Origin of the sequence: Pseudomonas sp. MCal1 (assembly GCF_026341415.1) — a bacterium.
GTDB lineage: Bacteria > Pseudomonadota > Gammaproteobacteria > Pseudomonadales > Pseudomonadaceae > Aquipseudomonas.
In genome coordinates this window covers 185,302-205,656 of the sequence record NZ_JAKUMP010000007.1, presented here as the reverse complement: position 1 = coordinate 205,656, position 20,355 = coordinate 185,302, and the positions used below count along the sequence as shown (strand labels likewise).

Here is a 20,355-nt window from a genome sequence, read left to right as displayed (position 1 = left end):
TGATTAGCGAACAATGTCGAAAGCGGTCCCGGGCCGCGAGAAGGAAATCGCCAGGATCTGCCGGTACGCCATGGCGTGGGAGTGAGTGTTGCGTGCCGGTGTCACGTAGTGGCGCATGTCGCGGTCGAGGAAGTACGTGGTGTCGAGGATTTCCTGGTAGGTGGTCGACGCCAGTTGCTGCTCGTGAATGTCGTACAGGCGGCTTTCGGCGCCCTCGACATTGTTGCGCCCCCAGAAGTGCACGCCGCTGAACGGATAGCCGTCGCAGTGAATCCCCTCCGGAGTGATTTCCAGTTGTTTGCCGGGTTTGATCTCAATGCGGATCTGATGGATCTGGCACTGCCAGATTTCATCGTGCAGCTCTTCCGGCAACACGCTTTTGTACACTTCAAAATCGGTGTCGATCAGGCTGCGCATCACCGGCGAGCTGATGACTTCGTCCGAGAAGTCCTGGAAGTGCCGCACCACACCGCCCACATAGCTGTTGTTGGCCTTGGACTGCACGTACGCGCGATGTTCCAGCTGCTTCAGTTCGCGCGTCTTGGGGTTGTATTCAAAGTCGCTGTAACGACGGTAACGCATGCCGGCTTCGGCCTGACCGTAGTAACTGTCAGGCTCCATGTTTTCCCAACTTTTGGTCAGTCTGACGAAGTCGGCGAAATGACCGTAGAGATTGAAGTCAGCACCCTGCACATTGGCGTACTTGTCGCGCCGTAGCGATTCGCCCACTTCTCTGGTTAAAACGATCATTACCCAATTCTCCGCTGCGTTGAGCGGCCTAATCTATTAGGTGGAGAATTTGCGTCCATGAGAAAGAATTTCAGGCACTTAAAGCGCTGTTTGAAACGCGATTTGAAGCCGCCTGAAAGTGCATTTCAAATGACAAAAACACGGGTTTTTATGCTGTTTTTTCAAAAAGCGTCAAAAAAAAACCCCGAACGAGTCGGGGTTTTTCTGTCGCGTCTTGCGGGTCAATCGATCATCAGAAGACGTTGATCGGGTAATCCACAAACACACGCAGTTCGTTGCCGCTGACGTTGTATTCGCTGGATTTCTGCGACACACGCAGGATCGAGCTACGCAGCTTGATGCTCAGGTCTTTGGCCGGGCCACTTTGCACGACGTACTTGAACTGGTTGAAATATTCGCGCTCGGTACCGCCAGTGCTGGTGGAGGTAGTGATGTTGTCGCCACGCACGTACGCGAAGTTGTAGCTCAGACCCGGTACGCCGAACGCCGTGAAGTCCAGACCGTAACCCAACTGCCAGCTGCGCTCGTCTTCAGCATTGAAGTCGGACCAGTAGGAGTTGGCCAGGTAGATGGTATTGCCGCCATCACCCACGCGCCCTTGTTCTTTCTGATAGCCGCCATAGGCATAGCCCAGGTTGCTGTCACCAGTGGAGCGCTGATGCGCCACGGTGAACGAGTGCGGGCCGGTGGCGAAAGTTGCTGCCAGGCTCCAGATCTTGTTGTCGTCGCCGGTCACACCATTTTCGCGGACATAGGAGTTGTCCAGCTTGGTGCGGTAGCCGTTGAAGTCCAGGGTCAGGGACTGGTCCTTGTCGAACGGGAACACGTAGTTGGCGTTCACGTATTGCTTCTTCAGCACGTCTTCGACGTCGGAAGCGTACAGCGCAGCCTTGAACTGTTCGGTGAACTGGTAGCTACCGCCCAACACGTTGATCGACTTCAGACCACCGCTGTCACGACCTTCAGCGCTTTTACGCGATTCGGCAGTGAAGCGACCGGCATTCAGCTCCAGGCCTTTGATCTCTTTGGAAGTGATCAAGGTACCGGTGTAGCTTTCCGGCAACAGACGCACGTTGTCATAGCTCAGCACCGGCAGGGCCGGCATCTGGTCGCCGTAAGTCAATACGGTGTTGGAAATACGGAATTTGACGGCCGCGCCGCCCTTGGACAGGTCATGAGCGGCTTTATCGCTTGAGCCTGGCGGGTGATCGCCCTGCTTGAAAAAGTCGATACCCTGCGCGCCGGTATGGCCTTCGCCACCATCCAGACGCAGTGCATACAGACCGAAAGCGTCCACACCCACACCTACGGTGCCTTGAGTGAAACCGGACGAGAACGTACCGATGGCCGCCTGGCCCCACTCGGCTTTGTCTTTACGACCGTCTTTGTAGTCACGATTGATGTAGGCATTGCGCAGCAGCACTTTGAGGCTGCTGTCTTCCACAAAACCCTTGGACTCGGCCTGGTCGTTAGCCATTGCCTGAGTGGCGCTCAACATCCCCAGTGCGATCAAACTGATTCGCTTGTTCAACATTTTGTTTTCCTTATTACGGGTTGAAACGCGCTGTGTCGAACGGCTGAAACGGCGCTTGGTGCACTCTTTTATTCACCCCGAAACAAAAAGACCCGCTCAAGACAATGTCATGGCGGGCCTGCTCCTGATTTTGAATCATGGCGGTTAGCCACAGGCGTTGGGCCGAATCGTAGCCGCGCCCTCAACAATGTGTCAATTTCAAGAATCGTCTTTAAATAGGCGAAAAACGTCTAAAAAAAGTAAATTTTGCGATGGCCGATTGCACGGAAATGCCAGCAATCAGGGATTTTAATGCGGGATCATGCGCAACCCTCGAGGCCACAGACCGGCAGGCTTTCAGTCCCTCGCGCCGGTGTAAACGACTCCCTCAACCATTGGGCAAAAGCCTCTGGCTTGCCAAGCCACGGCCCGATATCAACCAATGCGAATTGACCGTCCTGTTCCAGTGCGAAAGTTGGAAAACCCTGCCCACCCAGTTTTGCCAACAGGGCGCGGCTGTTCTTTATGTGTTGTTCGGTGTCGACGGACTGCAAGGCATACAAGAACCTCTCGGCGTTGTAACCCTGCGTCACCGCGTATTCCACAAGCACACTTTGGTCGGCAATTCGCCGCCCTTCGACATAGTGCGCAGTCTGCAAACGCCCAAGCATTTCCAGACCACGGCCGTCGATTTTTTCGGCTGCCATCACAGCGGCAATGGGTGGTGTCGAATCAAATACCGCCGAGTGATCGCGCAACAGACCTTCGAAGTACGCTTCGCCAAACGGCTGACCGGTGTATTCGGCGATGCGCCGGTCGTGAGGCATCACGTAATTGCGAAGTTGCGGCGAAACGCTCTGGCGGTTGGCACCGGTCATCATGCCGCCGGCGTGGGCGATCACCGGCAGCACCTGCTGCGCGGCTTGCACCAGCGGTTTGGCGCCATAGCACCAGCCACACAGCGGGTCGTAGATGTAATGAAGAGCCATCGGAGAACTCCGGCAAAGGATGGGAAAGATGCCGGCACATTAGTCCCTCGGTCGCTGCGGAAAAACGCCGGAATGACTTTCAGTCTGTTGCGGCAATCGGTCGAATCAAAACCGCCAGCCGTCATCGCCAGAAAGGCAGTCAACCTGGTGGTCAACGACCCCAACAGCTTCTGATATCGCGTCCATAAAAAAAGCGCTGCCATCCCGGCAGCGCTTTTTACAATCCTTGTTTGTTCTTCTTATCCTTCCATCACATCCCAGAGTGCTTCCAGTTCGGCCTCGCTGAACAGGCCAGCGGGGTAACGCTCGATCATCATCCGGCGCGGATCAGGTTCCCTGATCTGACGCGTTCCATTGGACTTCAACCAGTGCGCGACAATCTGGAGCGACTCACTATTTACAGCCATGGGATGCAACGTCCGCTCGCTGATTACGTTCACTTCGGCGTTCATTTCAGCGCTCTCTCCCCGTTCATGAGCGGCTAAGTTATCCAAGGTTTATGACAGAACCGTTGAAGTTCTCCCCCCTCCCTAGTGCGCCATAAGCGATACAAGAGCTATGCCAACGTAATCAAATTGTCGACCAGCGGACATAAAGAAACCCGCAGTCCTGACGGGCTGCGGGTTTCTCTTCAAGCATGGGCAACAAATGACTGCCCGGTCGTTTTTCCAATCAACTCAAGCTGTTACATCCGCACTCACTCTTTGTGCGGCGCGGGTTGCTGTTGGGTAAGGCAGTGAATGTTACCGCCCCCCAGTAACAGTTCACGGCCCGGCACCATGACCACTTCGTGTTGCGGGAACAGGTTCTGCAGGATCTCCCGGGCCGGAGCATCCATCGGGTCGTCAAAGCTCGGTGCGATGATGCCGCCATTGACGATCAGGAAGTTCACGTAGGAACCGGCCAGGCGCACGCTCGGATTGCGCTCCTGGGTGCCGTCCACCGGATCCACGCCCGCGCATTCTTCTTCAGTGGCAAACAGCGGCCCCGGAATCGGCATCTTGTGCACCGTGAACGGGCGCCCCTTGGCGTCGGTGCTGCTTTCCAGCACTTTCATCGCAGCCTGGCAGCGCGGGTAGTTCGGATCCTGCGGATCGTCAGTCCACGCCAGCAGCACTTCGCCCGGACGCACGTAGCAGCAGAAGTTATCCACATGGCCGTCGGTTTCGTCGTTGAACAGGCCATCCGGCAGCCAGATGATCTTGTCTACCGACAGGTTTTCGCTGAGCACCGCTTCGATTTCTTCGCGGCCCAGGTGCGGGTTGCGATTGCGGTTGAGCAGGCATTCTTCGGTGGTGATCAGAGTGCCTTCGCCGTCGACGTGAATCGAGCCGCCTTCGAGCACGAAGCCTTCGGTGCGGTAACGCGGGCTGCGCTCGATTTCAAGAATCTTGCCGCCAACCTGGGAATCACGGTTCCACGGCGAATACAGGCCGCCGTCAAAGCCGCCCCAAGCGTTGAAGTCCCAGTTCACACCGCGCACTTCACCGCTGTTGTTGATTACGAAAGTCGGGCCGCTGTCGCGAACCCAGGCATCATCGCTGGACATCTCGACCACACGGATATTCGGCACGTCGAGACGAGCACGAGCGTTTTCGTACTGGCTGGCGGAGACCGCCACGGTCACCGGTTCAAAACGCGCGATGGCCTTGGCCACTGCCGCATGAGCAGCCTGAGCCGGCTTGCCGCCCAGACGCCAGTTGTCCGGACGCTCGGGCCAGATCATCCAGGTCTGGGTTTGCGGCGCCCACTCGGCCGGCATGTAGAAGCCATCGGCGCGTGGGGTACTTTTCAAGGTGGTCATGTCGATCAGACTCCAGGGAACCGTCGAGGTTTTTTCAACACGCCGTACAGGTTTGGACGACGGACTATGGCGACTTTATAAACGATAAATATCGGCTTTAGAAGCCATAAACAAAAAACAATCCCAATTTAACCCGTTAAATATCGATACAAATCGGCATTTAACGGGTTCGAAACGCCTTAGAGTCCTTCTTCCAGCACCTTCACCAGCATGTCGACGAAGAAATCCACACTCTGACGCGAGGTGACCATCGGCGGCTTGATCTTCAGCACGTTCAGATAATCACCGGTCGGCTGCATGAAAATTCCCAACTCGCGCAGGCGATCACACAACCGCGTGGTTTCCTCGGTCGCCGGTTCCAGGGTTTCCCGATTGCGGATCAACTCGACCCCCAGGTAGAACCCGGAACCGTGCACCGCACCGACCAGCGGATATTGATCGATCAACGCCTCCAGCCGCGCCTTGAAGTGCTCGCCGACCACCTGGGCGTTTTCCCAGAGTTTTTCTTCTTCCATGACATCCAGCACCGCCATGCCGATCTGGCAGCTCACCGGACTGCCACCGGCGGACGAGAAAAAATAGCCCTCGGCTTCCAGCGCCTCGGCGATTTCCCGGCGGGTGATCACGGCGCCCAACGGCTGGCCGTTGCCCATGCCTTTGGCCATGGTGATGATGTCCGGCACCACGCCTTGCTCCTCGAAACCCCAGAAGAAGTGGCCCATGCGCCCGTAACCGACCTGCACCTCATCGGCGATACACACGCCGCCACGGGCGCGCACCATTTCATAGACCCTTTTCAGGTAACCCGGCGGTAGCGAGATCCCGCCCGCGTTGCCATAGACCGGCTCGCAGATGAACCCTGCCAGTTGACGCTTCTGCTCATCGATCTTCGCCAAATGCTGTTCGACGCTGCGCACATAATCCGGTGCCGAATCCGGGCCGCGAAATTCGCCGCGATAGGTGTTTGGAGCGGTCACCGCATGTACCCAGTCCGGGCGACTGCTCAGGGCCTGCGGGTTATCGGCAATCGAGGTCGACACCGCATCCGCCCCTACCGTCCAGCCGTGATAGGCCTCCAGCACACTGATCATGTCGCGTCCACCGCTGGCGGCCCACGCCAGACGAATCGCCAGGTCATTGGCCTCGCTGCCGCTGTTGACCAGGAACACCCGATCCATGCCCTCCGGCGCCAGTTTCAGCAAGCGCTCGGAAAACTCGGCGACCGCCGCATAGTTGAATCGCGAGTTGGTATTGAGCAGCGACCACTGCCGGCTCGCCACCGCCGCCATGCGCGGATGACCATGACCGAGCACCGCGACGTTGTTGAGCATGTCGAGATAGGAGCGGCCCTGCATGTCGATCAGGTGATTGCGCCAGCCACGTTCGATGCGCGGCGGGTCGACGTAATAGTGTTTCTGGGTGCGGGCGAAACTGGCGTCGCGGCGCGCCAGCAAGGTCTTGGCGTCCAGTTCCGGCTCGGCGTCGCAGGCCAGGCCCAGCAGCGCTGCCGGCGACGGGGACAACGCCTGCCACGCCGGCGCACGGCTCGGTGTACAGAACAGCGGCGCCTGCAGATGCGCATCGCGGACCCACTGCACAATCAACGGACCGTCCACCGAACCCAGCACCTGGCCTTTGACCAGCGCTGCGCCGCTGTGCAACGAAGGCTTCACACCGAGCAAACGCAAGCTCAGTTGCGGGCCGTCGAGTCGCAGCGCGCCGTCAGCCGACAGGTGAAATACGCCAGCAAACGGTGCTTCCACCGTAGACCCCTGGGGCACATGCAATTCAACGTGCAGCGGGAATGTCTCTGGCTCTTCGGCACTGTCGGGCCGGGTGCGCGACAACCGGTATTGCCCGTATCGACTGGACGCCAGGCCATGGATAGCAGCAGCTTCACTCAACAGACGCTGATCGATGCCAGGCTGCTCCCAGTTGCCCGCCTCGAAGTGCGCACTCAACACCCCCAGATCGATCAACGCGAACTCGCGCCCGACCAGACCGGGCAACAACGGCGCAAAGCCTTCACTGTCAATGGCCGGTAACGTCTGCCCCACTGCCGTGAGAATCGCCGCCTCCATCAATGCCAGCGGCACCGAAGTGGCGACCCGGAAGATTTCCCATTCGTGGGTCAGGTTGTCGCGGCTGTAGGTGTTGCCCGGATCGATGCTGACCTGTTGCTCGCCACTGAGCACCAGCACCGCCGCCCGCGCCACGATCAGCGGCCACAGCGCCAGAAGCTCTTCGCGTTGCAGCGGATTGACCGCGTGATAGGCCTGCACCGCCGGCAGAATCACGAACGGATCGCCGGCGGCGTGGTGCAGCAGCGCGGCGCAGGTGACCGACAGATCGGTGATGCGCCAGGTGCGCACCAGATCACCGAAATCGATGACGCCCTGCAACTGCCAGTGGCGCCGTGCGTCACGCTGCCAGACCACGTTGTCATCGGTGATGTCCATGTGGATCGCCTGCACCGGCAGCTTTTCCACCAGCGGTTGCAAACGAAGCCTGGCCTGCTCGCCAGCCTCGGCGATCAGCGCGCGCTGGCGTTCGTCTTCGATCACCGGCAGCAGGTGCTCGATCAGGGCGCTGGCGTGGCGCGCATCCCATTGCAACGTGCGTTCGAGCCCCGGATGGTCGAAACCGGCGAGGGCCAGATCCATTTCGCCGCAAAGTCGACCGAAGCCGGCGACAACCTCATGGCCAAGATGATCAAGGGCCGTCAGCGGCTGCCCCTCGATGTAATCGAGCAGCCGCACATGCACCGACTCGCCCTCGACGTCCAGCGTCAGCAGGTCAGCGCCGTTGCTGGCCGCAATCACCCGAGGCACCTTCACCGCGCCCTGCTCGGCCAGGTACTTGAGGCCCGCATGCTGGGCTTGCAACTCCACCAGCGAATAGTCGCCCCGGCAGATCTTCAGCACGAACCGCCCACGCTCGCTGTCGACCCGGTAATTGAGGTCCTGTTGGCTGCCCAGAGCCAGTAACGTGCCGTTCAAGCCGTAATGCTGCGCCAGCAGATGCCGGGCCTGCTCCAGCGAAACCTGAGGACTGGGCAAACTGGCGCGATGAATCAACGTGGCGAACGACATGGAACGACCCCTGAAATTTTATTAGGCGCCTATATCGCCATTGCTTCGGGCGATAAGCAACCCCCGACCATCCGTCCCCCGACACGCAGCGAAGCAGATGGATTTGCATGCCTCCCCTCGCACCCAACGGCACTTTGCGCAAGAATGTCGGCCATTCAAACCTGCCACTGGAATATCCCGATGAATGTAATCCCCACTGACCTGCCTGGTGTCCTGATCATCGAACCCAAGGTGTTCGGTGACGAGCGCGGGTTCTTTTACGAAAGCTTCAATGCCCAGGCCTTTCAGGACGCGACCGGCCTCGACACGCAGTTCGTGCAGGACAACCATTCGCGCTCGCAGAAAGGCGTTCTGCGCGGGCTGCATTACCAGTTGGAAAACACCCAGGGCAAACTGGTCCGCGTCACCGTCGGCGAAGTCCTCGATGTCGCCGTGGATATCCGCCGCAGCTCGCCGCATTTCGGCAAGTGGGTGGCGGTGCGTCTGTCTGCCGACAACCATCGTCAATTGTGGGTACCGGAAGGTTTCGCCCATGGTTTCGTGGTGCTGAGCGAATTCGCCGAATTCCTCTACAAGACCACCGACTACTACAACCCGTCGTCCGAGCGCAGCATTCGCTGGGACGACCCGGACCTGGGCATCGACTGGCAACTGGATGAAGCGCCAAAACTGTCGGCCAAGGATCAGGCTGCCGCCCTCCTCAAGGACGCCGACGTCTTTTCCTGAAGTCCTGTGTGAATCTTCAGCGCCGCTGCACACCGGGCCACGGGTGCGCAGACTGCGCCTGCAAGCCTAGGCATAATGCGCCTGTACCCACAGGCGCTCGATGCTCATGACTCCGACCCTTCCCCGCCGCCCTCGCTGGCGCAGCCTCGCCCTGCTGGCCCTGTGCCTGGCACCGCTGCTGTGGCCGCTGGAACATCTGGCCGAGCGCTATTACCGCAGCGAACTGGCCGGCCAGAACCGCCAGACCCTCGACCTCTACGTCGCCAACCTGCTGGGCACGCTGCATCGCTATGAGGTGCTGCCACAAATCCTCGGCGACCTGCCAGCGCTGCGCGCAGTGCTCGGCGCGCCGGACGACGGCGTCACCCAGGGCAATGCCAATCGCCTGTTGAAAAACATCGCCGCGCAGACCGGCGCCGAAGTCATGTACCTGATGGACACCAACGGCCGGACACTGGCGGCGTCGAACTGGGACAAGCACGACAGTTTCGTCGGGCGCAATTTCTCTTTCCGGCCCTACTTCAGCGAGGCCATGGCCGGCCGCCTCGGGCGCTTCTTCGGGTTGGGCACCACCTCCGCCAAGCGCGGCTACTTCTTCGCCGCCGCCGTGCGCAGCGGCGAAAAAATCATCGGCGTGCTGGTGATCAAGGTTGACCTCGATCACACCGAAAGCCTGTGGGGCAAAACCCCGGAACAACTGCTGGTGACCGACCACAACGGCGTGGTCATCCTGACCTCGCGCCCGGAATGGCGCTTTCGCGCGACCCGCCCCCTGAGTGATACCGAACGTGCGGCGATTACCGCGATCCAGCCCTATCCGACCCGCGAGCCACGCCCCTTGAACCTGAGCCAGACCGCCTGGCTGCCGCAGACCCAGGACATCGCGGAAACCGGCTGGAGCGTCAGCATCCTCGCCCCGCGCACATTGATCGACCGGCCGGTGCGCACCGTGGTGGCGATCGGCGGCGCTACCTTGCTGGTGGTGATGCTGTTGCTGGGCCTGATGATGCAGCGTCGTCGTCATTACCTGGAACGCATCGCCTTCGAAGCCAAGGCCCGACGGGAACTTGAGGGCCGGGTTGCCGAGCGCACCAGCGATCTCGAAGGCCTCAACCGGCGCTTGAAGCAGGAAGTGCTTGAGCGTGAACAGGCGCAGCAGGAACTGGTCCGCGCCCAGGACGATCTGGTGCAGGCCGGCAAACTGTCGGCGCTGGGGACGATGTCGGCGAGCATCAGCCACGAACTCAACCAGCCGCTGGCGGCGATCCGCAGCTACGCCGAGAACGCAGAAGTGCTGCTCGACCATGAGCGGACCGAAGACGCTCGCGGCAACCTCAAACTGATCAGCGAACTGACCGGGCGCATGGCCTCGATCATCGCTCACCTGCGCGCCTTCGCCCGCCGCGACCGCCACGCCCCGGAAAGCGTCGCCCTGCAACCGGCGCTGGATGATGCACTCGCCTTGCTGGCCAAACGTCGCCGCAGCATGGACGTCGAACTGATCCGCGACCTGCCCGCCGCGACCTTGTGGGTCGAGGCCGGGGAAACCCGGCTGCGTCAGGTGCTGGGCAACCTGCTGGCCAACGCCCTCGACGCCCTGACCGAGAAAGGCCCGCCGCGCAAATTGTGGCTGAGTGCCGAATCCACCGACGAAGGCGTCAACCTGTACATTCGCGACAATGGCCCGGGTTTCTGCATGGAAGCCCTGGGCCGAGCCAGCGAACCGTTTTACACGACCAAGACCCGCACGCAGGGTCTCGGTCTGGGGCTGGCCATTTGCGAAACCCTGATGCGCGCCTTCGGCGGCGAACTGTCGTTCGCCAACCACAAGCAAGGTGGCGCCTTGATTACCCTGCGACTGCGCGCCGGCGCACCCGGGGTCAGCCTGCAACCGTCCGAGGATCGAAGCGCATGACCATCGACAACCGCATTCAGGTGGTGCTGATCGACGACGATCCGCACCTGCGTCAGGCCCTCGGCCAGACTCTGGATCTGGCCGGCCTGAAAATTCTGCCGCTGTCCGAAGCCAAGGGCCTGGCCGCGCAACTGGAGCGCGACTGGCCGGGCGTCGTGGTCAGCGACATCCGCATGCCCGGCATGGATGGCCTGGAATTGCTGAGCGAACTGCACGCTCAGGATCCGGAGCTGCCGGTGCTGCTGATCACCGGCCACGGCGACGTGCCCCTGGCCGTGCAGGCCATGCGCGCCGGTGCCTATGATTTTCTGGAAAAACCCTTCGCCAGTGACGCCCTGCTCGACAGCGTGCGTCGCGCCCTGGCTCTGCGGCGTCTGGTGCTGGACAACCGCAGCCTGCGCATGGCCCTGAGTGATCGCAACGAATTGAGCGCGCGGCTGGTCGGTCAGTCCGCGCCGATGTCGCGCCTGCGCGAGCAGATCGGCGCACTGGCGGCGACCAAGGCCGACGTGCTGATCCTCGGCGAAACCGGTGCGGGTAAAGAAGTCGTCGCCCGCGCCCTGCATGATCTGTCGAGTCGGCGTAACGGCCCGTTCGTGGCGATCAACGCCGGAGCGCTGGCCGAGTCGGTGGTCGAAAGCGAATTGTTCGGCCATGAGCCCGGCGCCTTCACCGGCGCGCAAAAGCGCCGGATCGGCAAGTTCGAATTTGCCAACGGCGGCACACTGTTCCTCGATGAAATCGAGAGCATGAGCATGGACGTGCAGGTCAAACTGCTGCGCATGCTGCAGGAGCGCGTGGTCGAGCGTCTGGGCGGCAATCAGTTGATCCCGCTGGACATTCGCGTCATCGCCGCCACCAAGGAAGACCTGCGCCAGGCCGCCGATCAGGGGCGTTTCCGGGCGGACCTGTATTACCGACTCAACGTGGCGCCGCTGCGCATTCCGCCACTGCGTGAACGGGGTGAAGACGCGCTGATGCTGTTCCAGCATTACGCCGACGAAGCCAGCGCCCGCCATGGCCTGCCACCGCATGAATTGCAGCCGGCGCAACGGGCGTTGCTGCTGCGGCATTCATGGCCGGGCAACGTGCGGGAATTGCAGAACGCGGCGGAGCGTTTTGCCCTCGGCCTGGAACTGGCACTGGACAACACGCAGCCCGATGGCAGCCCCGGCACCAGCGTCGAAATCACGGCGGGAGGGCTCAGCGAGCAAGTGGAAAACTTCGAAAAATCGCTGATCGCCGCCGAACTGGCCCGCTCTCACAGTTCCGTGCGCAGTCTCGCCGAAGCCCTGGGCATTCCGCGCAAGACCTTGCATGACAAACTGCGCAAGCACGGGTTGAATTTCGCTGGCAGCGGCGGCCATTCCGACGAGTCCGAATGAAGCACGCTCAATTCACTTTTCTGCCGCAAGAGGTCCGGGCATGAAGCACGACAGTCGTTATCTGGAATCGGTCCTTCACCACGACATTCCGCTGACCCGGGACATGGGCCTCAAAGTCCTCGACTGGCACGAGCAGCAACTGCGCCTGCACCTGCCGCTGGACGCCAACGTCAATCACAAGAGCACCATGTTCGGCGGCAGCCTATATTGCGGCGCCGTACTGGCGGGTTGGGGCTGGCTGCATTTGCGCTTGAAAGAGGAAGGCATCGAGGAGGGACACATCGTGATCCAGGAAGGACAGATCAGTTATCCACTGCCGGTGACCGGTGATGCCATTGCGATCTGCCCGTCACCGAGCGCTGCGGTGTGGAAGAAATTTCTGACGATGTATCAGCGCTATGGACGGGCGCGACTGACGCTGCACACGCGGGTCGTCAATACGGGCAGCGATGAAGATGCGGTGACGTTCAGCGGGCAGTACGTCCTGCACCGCTGAAGATTGAGCGAGCTTACGTGCGGGCGAGTTCCAGCAGCTTCGTCCGCCAGGCGGCTTTCGCCGGCAATGCCAGGAAGAAACCGTTCAATAACGACTCCCGTGGCGGGTAACAGAATGCTTCGCCGCTCAGGTCGAGCACCTCGCCGCCGGCCCCTTCCAGCACACCCTGCGCCGCCGCCGTGTCCCACTGCGAAGTCGGCGCCAGACGCGGGTAACAATCGGCAGCACCTTCAGCCACCAGACAGAACTTCAGCGAACTGCCGATATTGGCCAGTTGCAACTCGCCAAGACTGGCGCTCAAACCGGCCAGCAGACGTTCCTGTTCCGGGCTCGAATGACGACGGCTGGCAACCACGGTGAAGGCTTCACCAGGCCCCGGCACGTCACGTACCTGAATCGCCACCGGTGTACCGCCCGTGTCGCCGCGCCAGGCACCCAGACCCGCGCCGCCGACGTAGAAGCGCCCGTTGGTCGGCATCGACACCACACCGAACACCACCCGGCCGTTTTCGATCAGCGCGATATTGACGGTGAATTCTTCGCTGCCGCTGATGAACTCCTTGGTGCCGTCCAGCGGGTCCACCAGCCACCAGCGCTGCCAGCCCTCGCGCACGCTTTGCGGGATGTTGGCATCCTCTTCGGACAGCACCGGAATGCTCGGATCCAGCGCCGTCAGACCAGCGACGATCACATGGTGAGCGGCCATGTCCGCCGCCGTCACCGGCGAATCATCGGACTTGGCGGTGACCGCCACACCGGCGCGCCAGAACGGCAGGATCGCCTCGCCGGCCCGCAGGGCCAGCTCGACCACCGGCGCCATCAACGGATGGGGAAAATTCATAGACATCTCACTCATGACTGAAAAAATCCGCGCTGGGTCAGCAGATCGCGGGTCAGGTACAACGCCGCCAGGGCGCGTCCCTCACTGAAATTCGGATTCTGCGCCAGCGCCGACAACTCCCGCAGGTTGACCTTGTCCACGCGCATCGGCTCAGGTTCGTCGCCTTCAAGACGCTCTTCGTACAGGTCGGTAGCCAGCACCACCTGGATCTTCTGGCTCATGTAACCGGGCGACAATGACAACTCGGTCAGATGCTCCAGCTGACGCGCGCCGTAACCGGCTTCTTCCTTGAGCTCACGCTCGGCGGCGGCCAGCACGTCTTCGCCGGGTTCGATCAGGCCTTTGGGCAGCGACAGCTCGTACTCGTCGGTCCCGCCGCAATATTCCTCGACCAGCACCGCATGCTCGGCATCAAGCATCGCCACGATCATCACCGCGCCATAACCGGCGCCCTTGCCGACCAGCCGCTCGTAGGTGCGTTCCACGCCGTTGGAGAAACGCAACTTCAGCTCTTCGACGCAGAACAGTCGGCTGGTGGCGACGATCTCGCGGGCAAGTACGGTGGGTTTCTGGCGCATGCAAAGCTCCTTGGCGTGAACGCGCTACTATAACGCGGCTTTTCCGATTGTTTGCGTCGGATATCTTTCTACCGTTCGAGACGTTGCCATGCCTTCATTACCGTGGTCCGACATCGATACCGTTCTGCTGGACATGGACGGTACGTTGCTCGACCTGCACTTCGACAACCACTTCTGGCTGGAGCACCTGCCGCAGCGCTACGCCGAACTGCATGGCGTGAGCCGGGCCATGGCGGAAATGGAATTACAGCCGCTGTTCGAGCGCCATGCCGGTCAATTGCAGTGGTATTGCCTGGATTTCTGGAGCGCGGAACTGAAGCTGTCGGTGCGTGAACTGAAACTGGAAACCGCCCACCTGATCGCCCTGCGCCCGGACGCCGACACGTTTCTGGAGGCGATCAAACGAGCCGGCAAACGTGTGGTGATGATCACCAACGCGCACCGCGATTCGCTGTCGCTGAAACTGGAACGAATCGAACTGGCGCCGTACTTCGAGCGGCTGATCAGCTCCCACGATTACGGTTTCCCCAAGGAAAACCCGCAATTCTGGGACGCCTTGCAGGCCGATATCGACTTCGACCCGGCGCGCAGCCTGTTCATCGACGACACCTTGCCGATCCTGCGCAGTGCGCGGAATTTCGGCGTGGCGCATCTGTTGGCCGTGAAGGAACCGGACAGCCGCAAAGGGCCGAAGGACACCGGAGAGTTTGCGGCGGTCGAGGATTATCGGGATTTGATTGCCGGGCTCTGATTGCCGAGCGCTGATTGCCGAGCGCTGAAGACTGCGGGAGCTGCTCAAGGCCGCTCCCGCAGGCGTGCGGTTACTCGGGAATACGCAGCGTCTGCCCCGGATAAATCTTGTCCGGGTGTGACAGCATTGGTTTGTTGGCCTCGAAGATCTTGTTGTACTGATTGGCGTTGCCATACACCGCCAGGGAAATCGCGCTGAGAGTGTCGCCCTTCTTCACGACCACAAAACGCGCCGCCGCCACCACCGGCCCGGTCACGGTGATCTGGTCATCGACGCTGCCGACACCGGCAATGTTGCCCACTGCCAGCAGAATTTTCTCTTTCTCTTCCTGGCTCGCCACTTCACCGGTGACCGTTACCTTGTCACCGTCCACGGTCGCCTGGACATTCGGGTTACCCAACCCGACCTTGCTGATGTGTTCCTTCAGTTGGTCGCTGGCATTGGCGTTGCCGGGGGTCAGCAGGTCGAGCAACTTCTCACCGGCCTCTTTCACAAAGCTCAAAAGACTCATAGCACACACTCCTTGATTTAAGTTCCAGACGCCCAAGCCTAGACCACGCCGGACAAACCCGGTTGCGGCCCGACCAATGACCCTGCCCCCGCGCAAGCGGTAGAATCGCCCACCCTTGCCAGCGCCCCGGAGCGAAGATGGACATCAAGCAGCTGAAATTCCTCATCGCCCTCGACGAAACCCGCCATTTCGGCCAGGCCGCCGCCCGCTGCCACATTACCCAACCGACCTTGTCGATGCGTCTGCGCAGCCTCGAAGAAGAACTCGACCTGCCACTGGTCAACCGTGGCCAGCGCTTCGAAGGTTTCACCGCGCCGGGGGAACGGGTGCTGGCCTGGGCGCGCACGGTGCTGGCGGCCTATGACGGTTTACAGGCGGAAGCGGCGGCCTGTCGCGGCAACCTGATCGGCACCCTGCGGCTGGGCGTGGTGCCGTTGTCGAGTTTCGATGCCTTGCCCTTGATGCAACGCCTGCATGCGCAACACCCGAACCTGCGCTTTGAACTGTCCTCGCTGAGCTCCGAACAGGTTCTGGAGCAACTGGCGAACAACCGCATCGACATTGGCGTGTCTTACCTGGATCGCCTCGACGGCGAGCGTTTTGAATCCCTGGCGTTCAGTGAAACGCACATGGGCCTGCTCTACGACCAGCGGTTCTTCAGCTTTGGCGAAGCACCGCTGAGTTGGGAATCGCTGATCGAACTGCCCCTGGGCATGCTCACCAGCGGCATGCACTTTCGCCAGTCCATCGACCACAACTTCCACAGCCGAGGCCTGACGCCGCAACCGTTGCTGCAAACCGATGCCGTTCACCAATTGTTGCAAGCGGTGCATGGCGGCCTCTGCTGCGCGGTGATGCCACTGGATGGCGGCCTGGAAAACCTTACGGATAACCTGCGCCTGCAACCTATCGAAAACGCCCAGACCCTCGCCCGACTGGGCCTGATCATGCGTCGCGGAGCACCCCGGTCGGCGCTGGCCGAAGCCTGTTTCGCGCTTTATCAAAAATCACCAACGGACGCTTGATCGACGGCATCTATCGAAGCATCGACACTAGCGATTAGACGCGACAACTTGCCGCGCCTAGTCTTAACGTTGATCAATCCGTCGGTGATGCCATGAACGCCAAGCGCCCGGCCTGCGCGGCGCCTGCTCTCGAAACGCCCGCGCCTGCTGCCAGTCAGACCTACAGTTACAGCGATCTTCCCCTCACGGAATCGGCCAGCACCGCGCTGGCCGAAGAGGTCGCGCTGGCGATTGCCTACAACGGCATCAGTCAGGCCGTGATGCTGGTGACGCCGACCGACCTTGAAGACTTCATCGTCGGCTTCAGCCTCGGCAGCGGCATCATCGAAGACGCTTCGGACATCTACGACCTGCAACTGACCGGCTCGGGCTCGGCGCAATACGCGCAAGTGACCATCGCCAACCGCGCCTTCTGGAACCTCAAGCAACAGCGTCGGCAACTGGCCGGCACCAGCGGATGCGGGTTGTGCGGCGTGGAAGCGGTGGAACAGGCGCTGCCTGATCTCAAGGTTTTACCCGGCGCCCCCTTGCCGCCCATCGAATGGCTCGACGGTCTGCGACAGCGCATCGGCGCGTTTCAGCCGCTGGGCCAGCACTGCGGCGCGGTACATGCGGCGGTGTTCATGAACGCCAGCGGTGAATTGCTGCTGGGTCGCGAAGACATCGGACGGCACAACGCCCTCGACAAACTGATCGGCGGCCTGATCCGGCAAAAGATATCCACAACGGGCGGCCTGGCGATTGTCACCAGCCGTTGCAGCCTCGAGTTGATCCAGAAAGTCCTTCGGGCCGGGATTCAGACCCTGGTCAGCCTGTCCGCGCCCACCGGCCTCGCCGTGCAATGGGCCCGACGCCATAACCTCAATCTCATCCACCTGCCGCAAAAAAACGCGCCGCGGGTGTATAGCCCAGAAATGGAGAAACACCCGTGAGCCAACACCATCAAGCCGACCAGAAACCCGTTCCGCGCTACAAGCCTTACAAGGGCCCAGCCGGCGGCTGGGGCGCACTGATCAGCGTGGCCCAGGCCTGGCTGACCAGTGACAACGCGTTGAAAAACCTGCGCGCGATGCTCAAGACCAACCAGAACGGCGGCTTTGACTGCCCGGGCTGCGCCTGGGGTGATTCGCCGGAAAGCGGCATGGTCAAGTTCTGCGAGAACGGCGCCAAAGCGGTGAACTGGGAAGCGACCAAGCGTCGGGTGGACGGCAAATTCTTCGCCAAGCACAGCGTCACTGCGTTGCTGGAGCAGAGCGACTACTGGCTCGAATATCAGGGTCGTCTGACCGAGCCAATGGTCTATGACGCCGAAACCGATCACTACAAGCCGATCAGTTGGGACGATGCCTACGCGCTGATCGGCAAACACCTGCAAGGGCTGTCGAGTCCGGATCAGGCCGAGTTCTACACCTCGGGCCGCGCCAGCAACGAAGCGGCGTACCTGTATCAACTATTCGTGCGCGCCTTCGGCACCAACAACTTCCCCGACTGCTCGAACATGTGCCACGAGGCCAGCGGTGTTGCGCTTGCGCAAAGCGTTGGTGTCGGCAAAGGCACCGTGACCTTCGATGACTTCGAACACGCCGATGCAATTTTCGTCTGGGGCCAGAACCCGGGGACCAACCACCCGCGCATGCTCGAACCGCTGCGCGAAGCGGTGAAACGCGGCGCTCAGGTGGTGTGCATCAACCCGCTGAAAGAACGCGGCCTGGAGCGCTTCCAGCATCCGCAGCACCCGATCGAAATGCTCACCAACGGCGACAAGCCGACCAACACCGCGTATTTCCGCCCGGCACTGGGCGGCGACATGGCGGTACTGCGCGGCATGGCCAAGTTCCTGCTGCAATGGGAACGCGATGCGCAGAAGGCCGGTGCGCCGGCGGTGTTCGATCACGACTTCCTCAATGAGCACAGCGTCAACGTGCTGGAATACCTCGGTGTCGTCGACGACACGCCGTGGGAGCAGATCGTCGCGCAGTCCGGCCTGACGCTGGTGGAAATCGAGCAAGCGGCGCGCATGTACGCCAAAGGCAAGAATGTGATCATGTGCTGGGCGATGGGCATCACCCAACATCGTCATTCGGTGCCGACCATCCAGGAAATCGCCAACCTGATGCTGCTGCGCGGCAACATCGGCAAGCCCGGCGCGGGTCTGTGCCCGGTGCGTGGCCACAGTAACGTACAGGGCGACCGCACCATGGGTATCAACGAGCGTCCGCCGGTGGCGTTCCTCGATTCCCTGGAGCGTCGCTTCCAGTTCAAGGTGCCGCGCCACAACGGGCACAACGTGGTCGAAGCAATTCACGCGATGGCCGAAGGTCGCGCCAAGGTGTTCATCGGTCTGGGCGGCAACTTTGCCCAGGCCACGCCCGACAGCTCGCGCACCTTCCAGGCGCTGAGCAACTGCGACCTGACTGTGCAGATCAGCACCAAGCTCAACCGCAGCCATCTGGCCCACGGCAAGGACGCGTTGATCCTGCCGTGCCTGGGCCGTACTGACATCGACATCCAGACCGAAGGCCCGCAGGCCGTCACCGTGGAAGATTCGTTCAGCATGGTGCACGCTTCCAACGGCCAGTTGCAGCCGCTGTCGAACCAGATGCGCTCGGAGCCGTCGATCATCGCCGGCATCGCCGCCGCAACCCTGGGCAGCAAACCGGTGGACTGGAACTGGCTGGTGGCCGACTACCGACGCATCCGCGAACTGATTGCCGACACCATCCCGGGCTTCAAGGATTTCAACGAGAAGGTCAAGAACCCGGGCGGCTTCTACCTCGGCAACAGCGCCGGCGCGCGCAAGTGGAACACCACGTCGGGGCGGGCCAACTTCAAGCCGAACATGCTGCCCAAGGACCTGATCCACGAGCGCACTCGCGCTACCGGCAAACTGCCGGACCTGATCCTGCAATCGATGCGTTCCCACGATCAGTACAACACCACGATTTATGGTCTGGACGACCGTTATCGCGGCGTGAAGGGACAGCGTGATGTGCTGTTCGCCAACGAAGCCGACATCATTCGTCTGGGCTTCAAGCCGGGGCAAAAGGCTGACATCGTGTCGCTGTGGGACGATGGCCGCGAGCGTCGGGTGAAGGGCTTCACGCTGCTGGCGTTCGACATTCCGGCGGGGCAGGCAGCGGCTTATTACCCTGAGGTGAATCCGTTGGTACCGCTGGAAAGCACCGGCGATGGCAGCCATACGCCGACGTCGAAGTTCATCGCTATCCGGCTGGAAGCGGCGAGTGAGACGGGGCTGATTATGGCCAGATCGGCCTGATACAAAACTTTTCTGCGCCCACAAAAAAGGCCGCTTTTGCATAAAAGCGGCCTTTGTGAAGTAGCTAAAGACCGGCGAAAATCCGTTAAGTTCCGCCCAAAAATCAGTAAGTTGCAGAATTGTATACAAGTCGTGTTATTCGTCGGATTTCGATTGTCACGCCCATTCCAGAGCCTCAGGATCGCGCCGTCATCCCTTTGAGGCTCCTCTATGAAGTTCTCCTCGATTCTCTTGTTGTCCCTTGGCCTGGTCAGTGGCTTCGCTTCTGCCGGAGGCACCACCGAAGCAGGTGTGGGCGGCGCATTGGGCGGGGTTCTTGGCTCGGTCGTCGGTCAGTCGTTAGGCGGCAGTACAGGTTCAACCATTGGCGCAGCCCTGGGCGGCGCGGGTGGTAGTGCGGTCGGCGCCGACAAGCGCAGCCGTGGCGAAGCAGCCATCGGTGGTGCGCTGGGCGCAGCCGGCGGCAACGTGGTCGGCCGCAGCATGGGCGGCACCACCGGCAGCCTGATCGGCGCAGCAGCCGGCGGCGGCGCCGGTGGCGCGCTGGGCAACTACATGGGCAACAAGAGTGACGACGATGATCGCCGTTACGATCGTCGCCATGATGATCGTCGCTATTACCGCGACCGTCACCCAGGTCGTGGTCATGCCTATGGTCATCGCAAGCACCACCGCTACTACCGCGACTGAGGTCTGACCTCG

The 20,355-nt window shown here is 61.1% G+C and carries 18 protein-coding genes; 9 read left to right on the top strand and 9 right to left on the bottom strand.

Going from position 1 to position 20,355, the window contains the following annotated elements:
• Window positions 1–3 precede the first annotated feature (3 nt).
• The 6 genes from MKZ87_RS13750 to MKZ87_RS13725 all read right to left on the bottom strand — a co-directional run bounded on the left by MKZ87_RS13750 (window position 4) and on the right by MKZ87_RS13725 (window position 8,148).
• Entirely contained in the window at window positions 4–750 is a 747-nt protein-coding gene (locus MKZ87_RS13750; RefSeq protein WP_011331995.1) for a 2OG-Fe dioxygenase family protein, read from the bottom strand.
• Between the two features lie 232 nt (window positions 751–982).
• Window positions 983–2,284, bottom strand: a complete 1,302-nt coding sequence (locus MKZ87_RS13745) for an OprD family porin (protein ID WP_085702721.1) — start codon at window positions 2,282–2,284, stop codon at window positions 983–985.
• A 299-nt stretch (window positions 2,285–2,583) separates the two neighbouring features.
• On the bottom strand, window positions 2,584–3,252 hold the full coding sequence (locus tag MKZ87_RS13740) for a DsbA family protein (protein ID WP_085702722.1): 669 nt from the start codon (window positions 3,250–3,252) through the stop codon (window positions 2,584–2,586).
• 239 nt (window positions 3,253–3,491) lie between these two features.
• Window positions 3,492–3,704 (bottom strand): hypothetical protein, encoded by a 213-nt coding sequence (locus MKZ87_RS13735; RefSeq protein WP_007952633.1) that lies wholly within the window; start codon window positions 3,702–3,704, stop codon window positions 3,492–3,494.
• A 245-nt stretch (window positions 3,705–3,949) separates the two neighbouring features.
• Window positions 3,950–5,056: an agmatine deiminase gene (gene aguA / locus MKZ87_RS13730; protein WP_085702723.1), complete on the bottom strand. Its 1,107-nt coding sequence runs from the start codon at window positions 5,054–5,056 to the stop codon at window positions 3,950–3,952.
• A 179-nt stretch (window positions 5,057–5,235) separates the two neighbouring features.
• Complete coding sequence (locus MKZ87_RS13725) at window positions 5,236–8,148, bottom strand: aminotransferase (RefSeq protein ID WP_085702724.1); 2,913 nt, start codon at window positions 8,146–8,148, stop codon at window positions 5,236–5,238.
• Between the two features lie 180 nt (window positions 8,149–8,328).
• Between MKZ87_RS13725 and rfbC the strand changes: the two genes are divergently transcribed.
• The 4 genes from rfbC to MKZ87_RS13705 all read left to right on the top strand — a co-directional run bounded on the left by rfbC (window position 8,329) and on the right by MKZ87_RS13705 (window position 12,670).
• Window positions 8,329–8,874 carry a dTDP-4-dehydrorhamnose 3,5-epimerase gene (rfbC, locus tag MKZ87_RS13720; RefSeq protein WP_085698029.1) on the top strand — a complete coding sequence of 182 codons (546 nt, stop codon included), beginning with the start codon at window positions 8,329–8,331 and terminating at the stop codon, window positions 8,872–8,874.
• 106 nt (window positions 8,875–8,980) lie between these two features.
• Complete coding sequence (locus MKZ87_RS13715) at window positions 8,981–10,789, top strand: sensor histidine kinase (protein ID WP_085702725.1); 1,809 nt, start codon at window positions 8,981–8,983, stop codon at window positions 10,787–10,789.
• The gene (locus tag MKZ87_RS13710; protein WP_085698028.1) at window positions 10,786–12,174 is read left to right on the top strand and encodes a sigma-54-dependent transcriptional regulator; all 1,389 of its coding nucleotides are present in this window, start codon (window positions 10,786–10,788) and stop codon (window positions 12,172–12,174) included. The genes MKZ87_RS13715 and MKZ87_RS13710 overlap by 4 nt, the downstream gene beginning before the upstream one ends.
• 40 nt (window positions 12,175–12,214) lie before the next feature.
• Window positions 12,215–12,670, top strand: coding sequence for a YiiD C-terminal domain-containing protein (locus tag MKZ87_RS13705; RefSeq protein WP_085698027.1), 456 nt, complete (start codon window positions 12,215–12,217; stop codon window positions 12,668–12,670).
• A 13-nt stretch (window positions 12,671–12,683) separates the two neighbouring features.
• Here MKZ87_RS13705 and cysQ read toward each other — a convergent pair whose 3' ends face one another.
• Window positions 12,684–13,517, bottom strand: coding sequence for a 3'(2'),5'-bisphosphate nucleotidase CysQ (gene cysQ / locus MKZ87_RS13700; RefSeq protein WP_085698026.1), 834 nt, complete (start codon window positions 13,515–13,517; stop codon window positions 12,684–12,686).
• A 5-nt stretch (window positions 13,518–13,522) separates the two neighbouring features.
• The gene (gene nudE / locus MKZ87_RS13695) at window positions 13,523–14,089 is read right to left on the bottom strand and encodes an ADP compounds hydrolase NudE (RefSeq protein WP_064382762.1); all 567 of its coding nucleotides are present in this window, start codon (window positions 14,087–14,089) and stop codon (window positions 13,523–13,525) included.
• 88 nt (window positions 14,090–14,177) lie between these two features.
• On the opposite strand from nudE, the gene yrfG reads away from it, so the two are divergent.
• Window positions 14,178–14,840, top strand: a complete 663-nt coding sequence (yrfG, locus tag MKZ87_RS13690; protein ID WP_085698025.1) for a GMP/IMP nucleotidase — start codon at window positions 14,178–14,180, stop codon at window positions 14,838–14,840.
• A 70-nt stretch (window positions 14,841–14,910) separates the two neighbouring features.
• Here the strand turns inward: yrfG and lysM are convergent, their stop codons facing one another.
• Window positions 14,911–15,351, bottom strand: a complete 441-nt coding sequence (gene lysM, locus MKZ87_RS13685) for a peptidoglycan-binding protein LysM (protein WP_085698024.1) — start codon at window positions 15,349–15,351, stop codon at window positions 14,911–14,913.
• Between the two features lie 137 nt (window positions 15,352–15,488).
• On the opposite strand from lysM, the gene MKZ87_RS13680 reads away from it, so the two are divergent.
• The 4 genes from MKZ87_RS13680 to MKZ87_RS13665 all read left to right on the top strand — a co-directional run bounded on the left by MKZ87_RS13680 (window position 15,489) and on the right by MKZ87_RS13665 (window position 20,343).
• A complete protein-coding gene (locus tag MKZ87_RS13680) occupies window positions 15,489–16,376 on the top strand; it encodes a LysR family transcriptional regulator (RefSeq protein WP_234206281.1) in 888 nt (295 codons plus the stop codon).
• A gap of 92 nt (window positions 16,377–16,468) precedes the next feature.
• Window positions 16,469–17,308, top strand: coding sequence for a formate dehydrogenase accessory sulfurtransferase FdhD (fdhD, locus tag MKZ87_RS13675; RefSeq protein ID WP_085702727.1), 840 nt, complete (start codon window positions 16,469–16,471; stop codon window positions 17,306–17,308).
• Window positions 17,305–19,653, top strand: a complete 2,349-nt coding sequence (locus MKZ87_RS13670; protein WP_227234130.1) for an FdhF/YdeP family oxidoreductase — start codon at window positions 17,305–17,307, stop codon at window positions 19,651–19,653. Before fdhD ends, MKZ87_RS13670 begins: the two co-directional genes overlap by 4 nt.
• 210 nt (window positions 19,654–19,863) lie before the next feature.
• Complete coding sequence (locus tag MKZ87_RS13665) at window positions 19,864–20,343, top strand: YMGG-like glycine zipper-containing protein (RefSeq protein WP_085698021.1); 480 nt, start codon at window positions 19,864–19,866, stop codon at window positions 20,341–20,343.
• The last annotated feature ends 12 nt before the right edge of the window (window positions 20,344–20,355 follow it).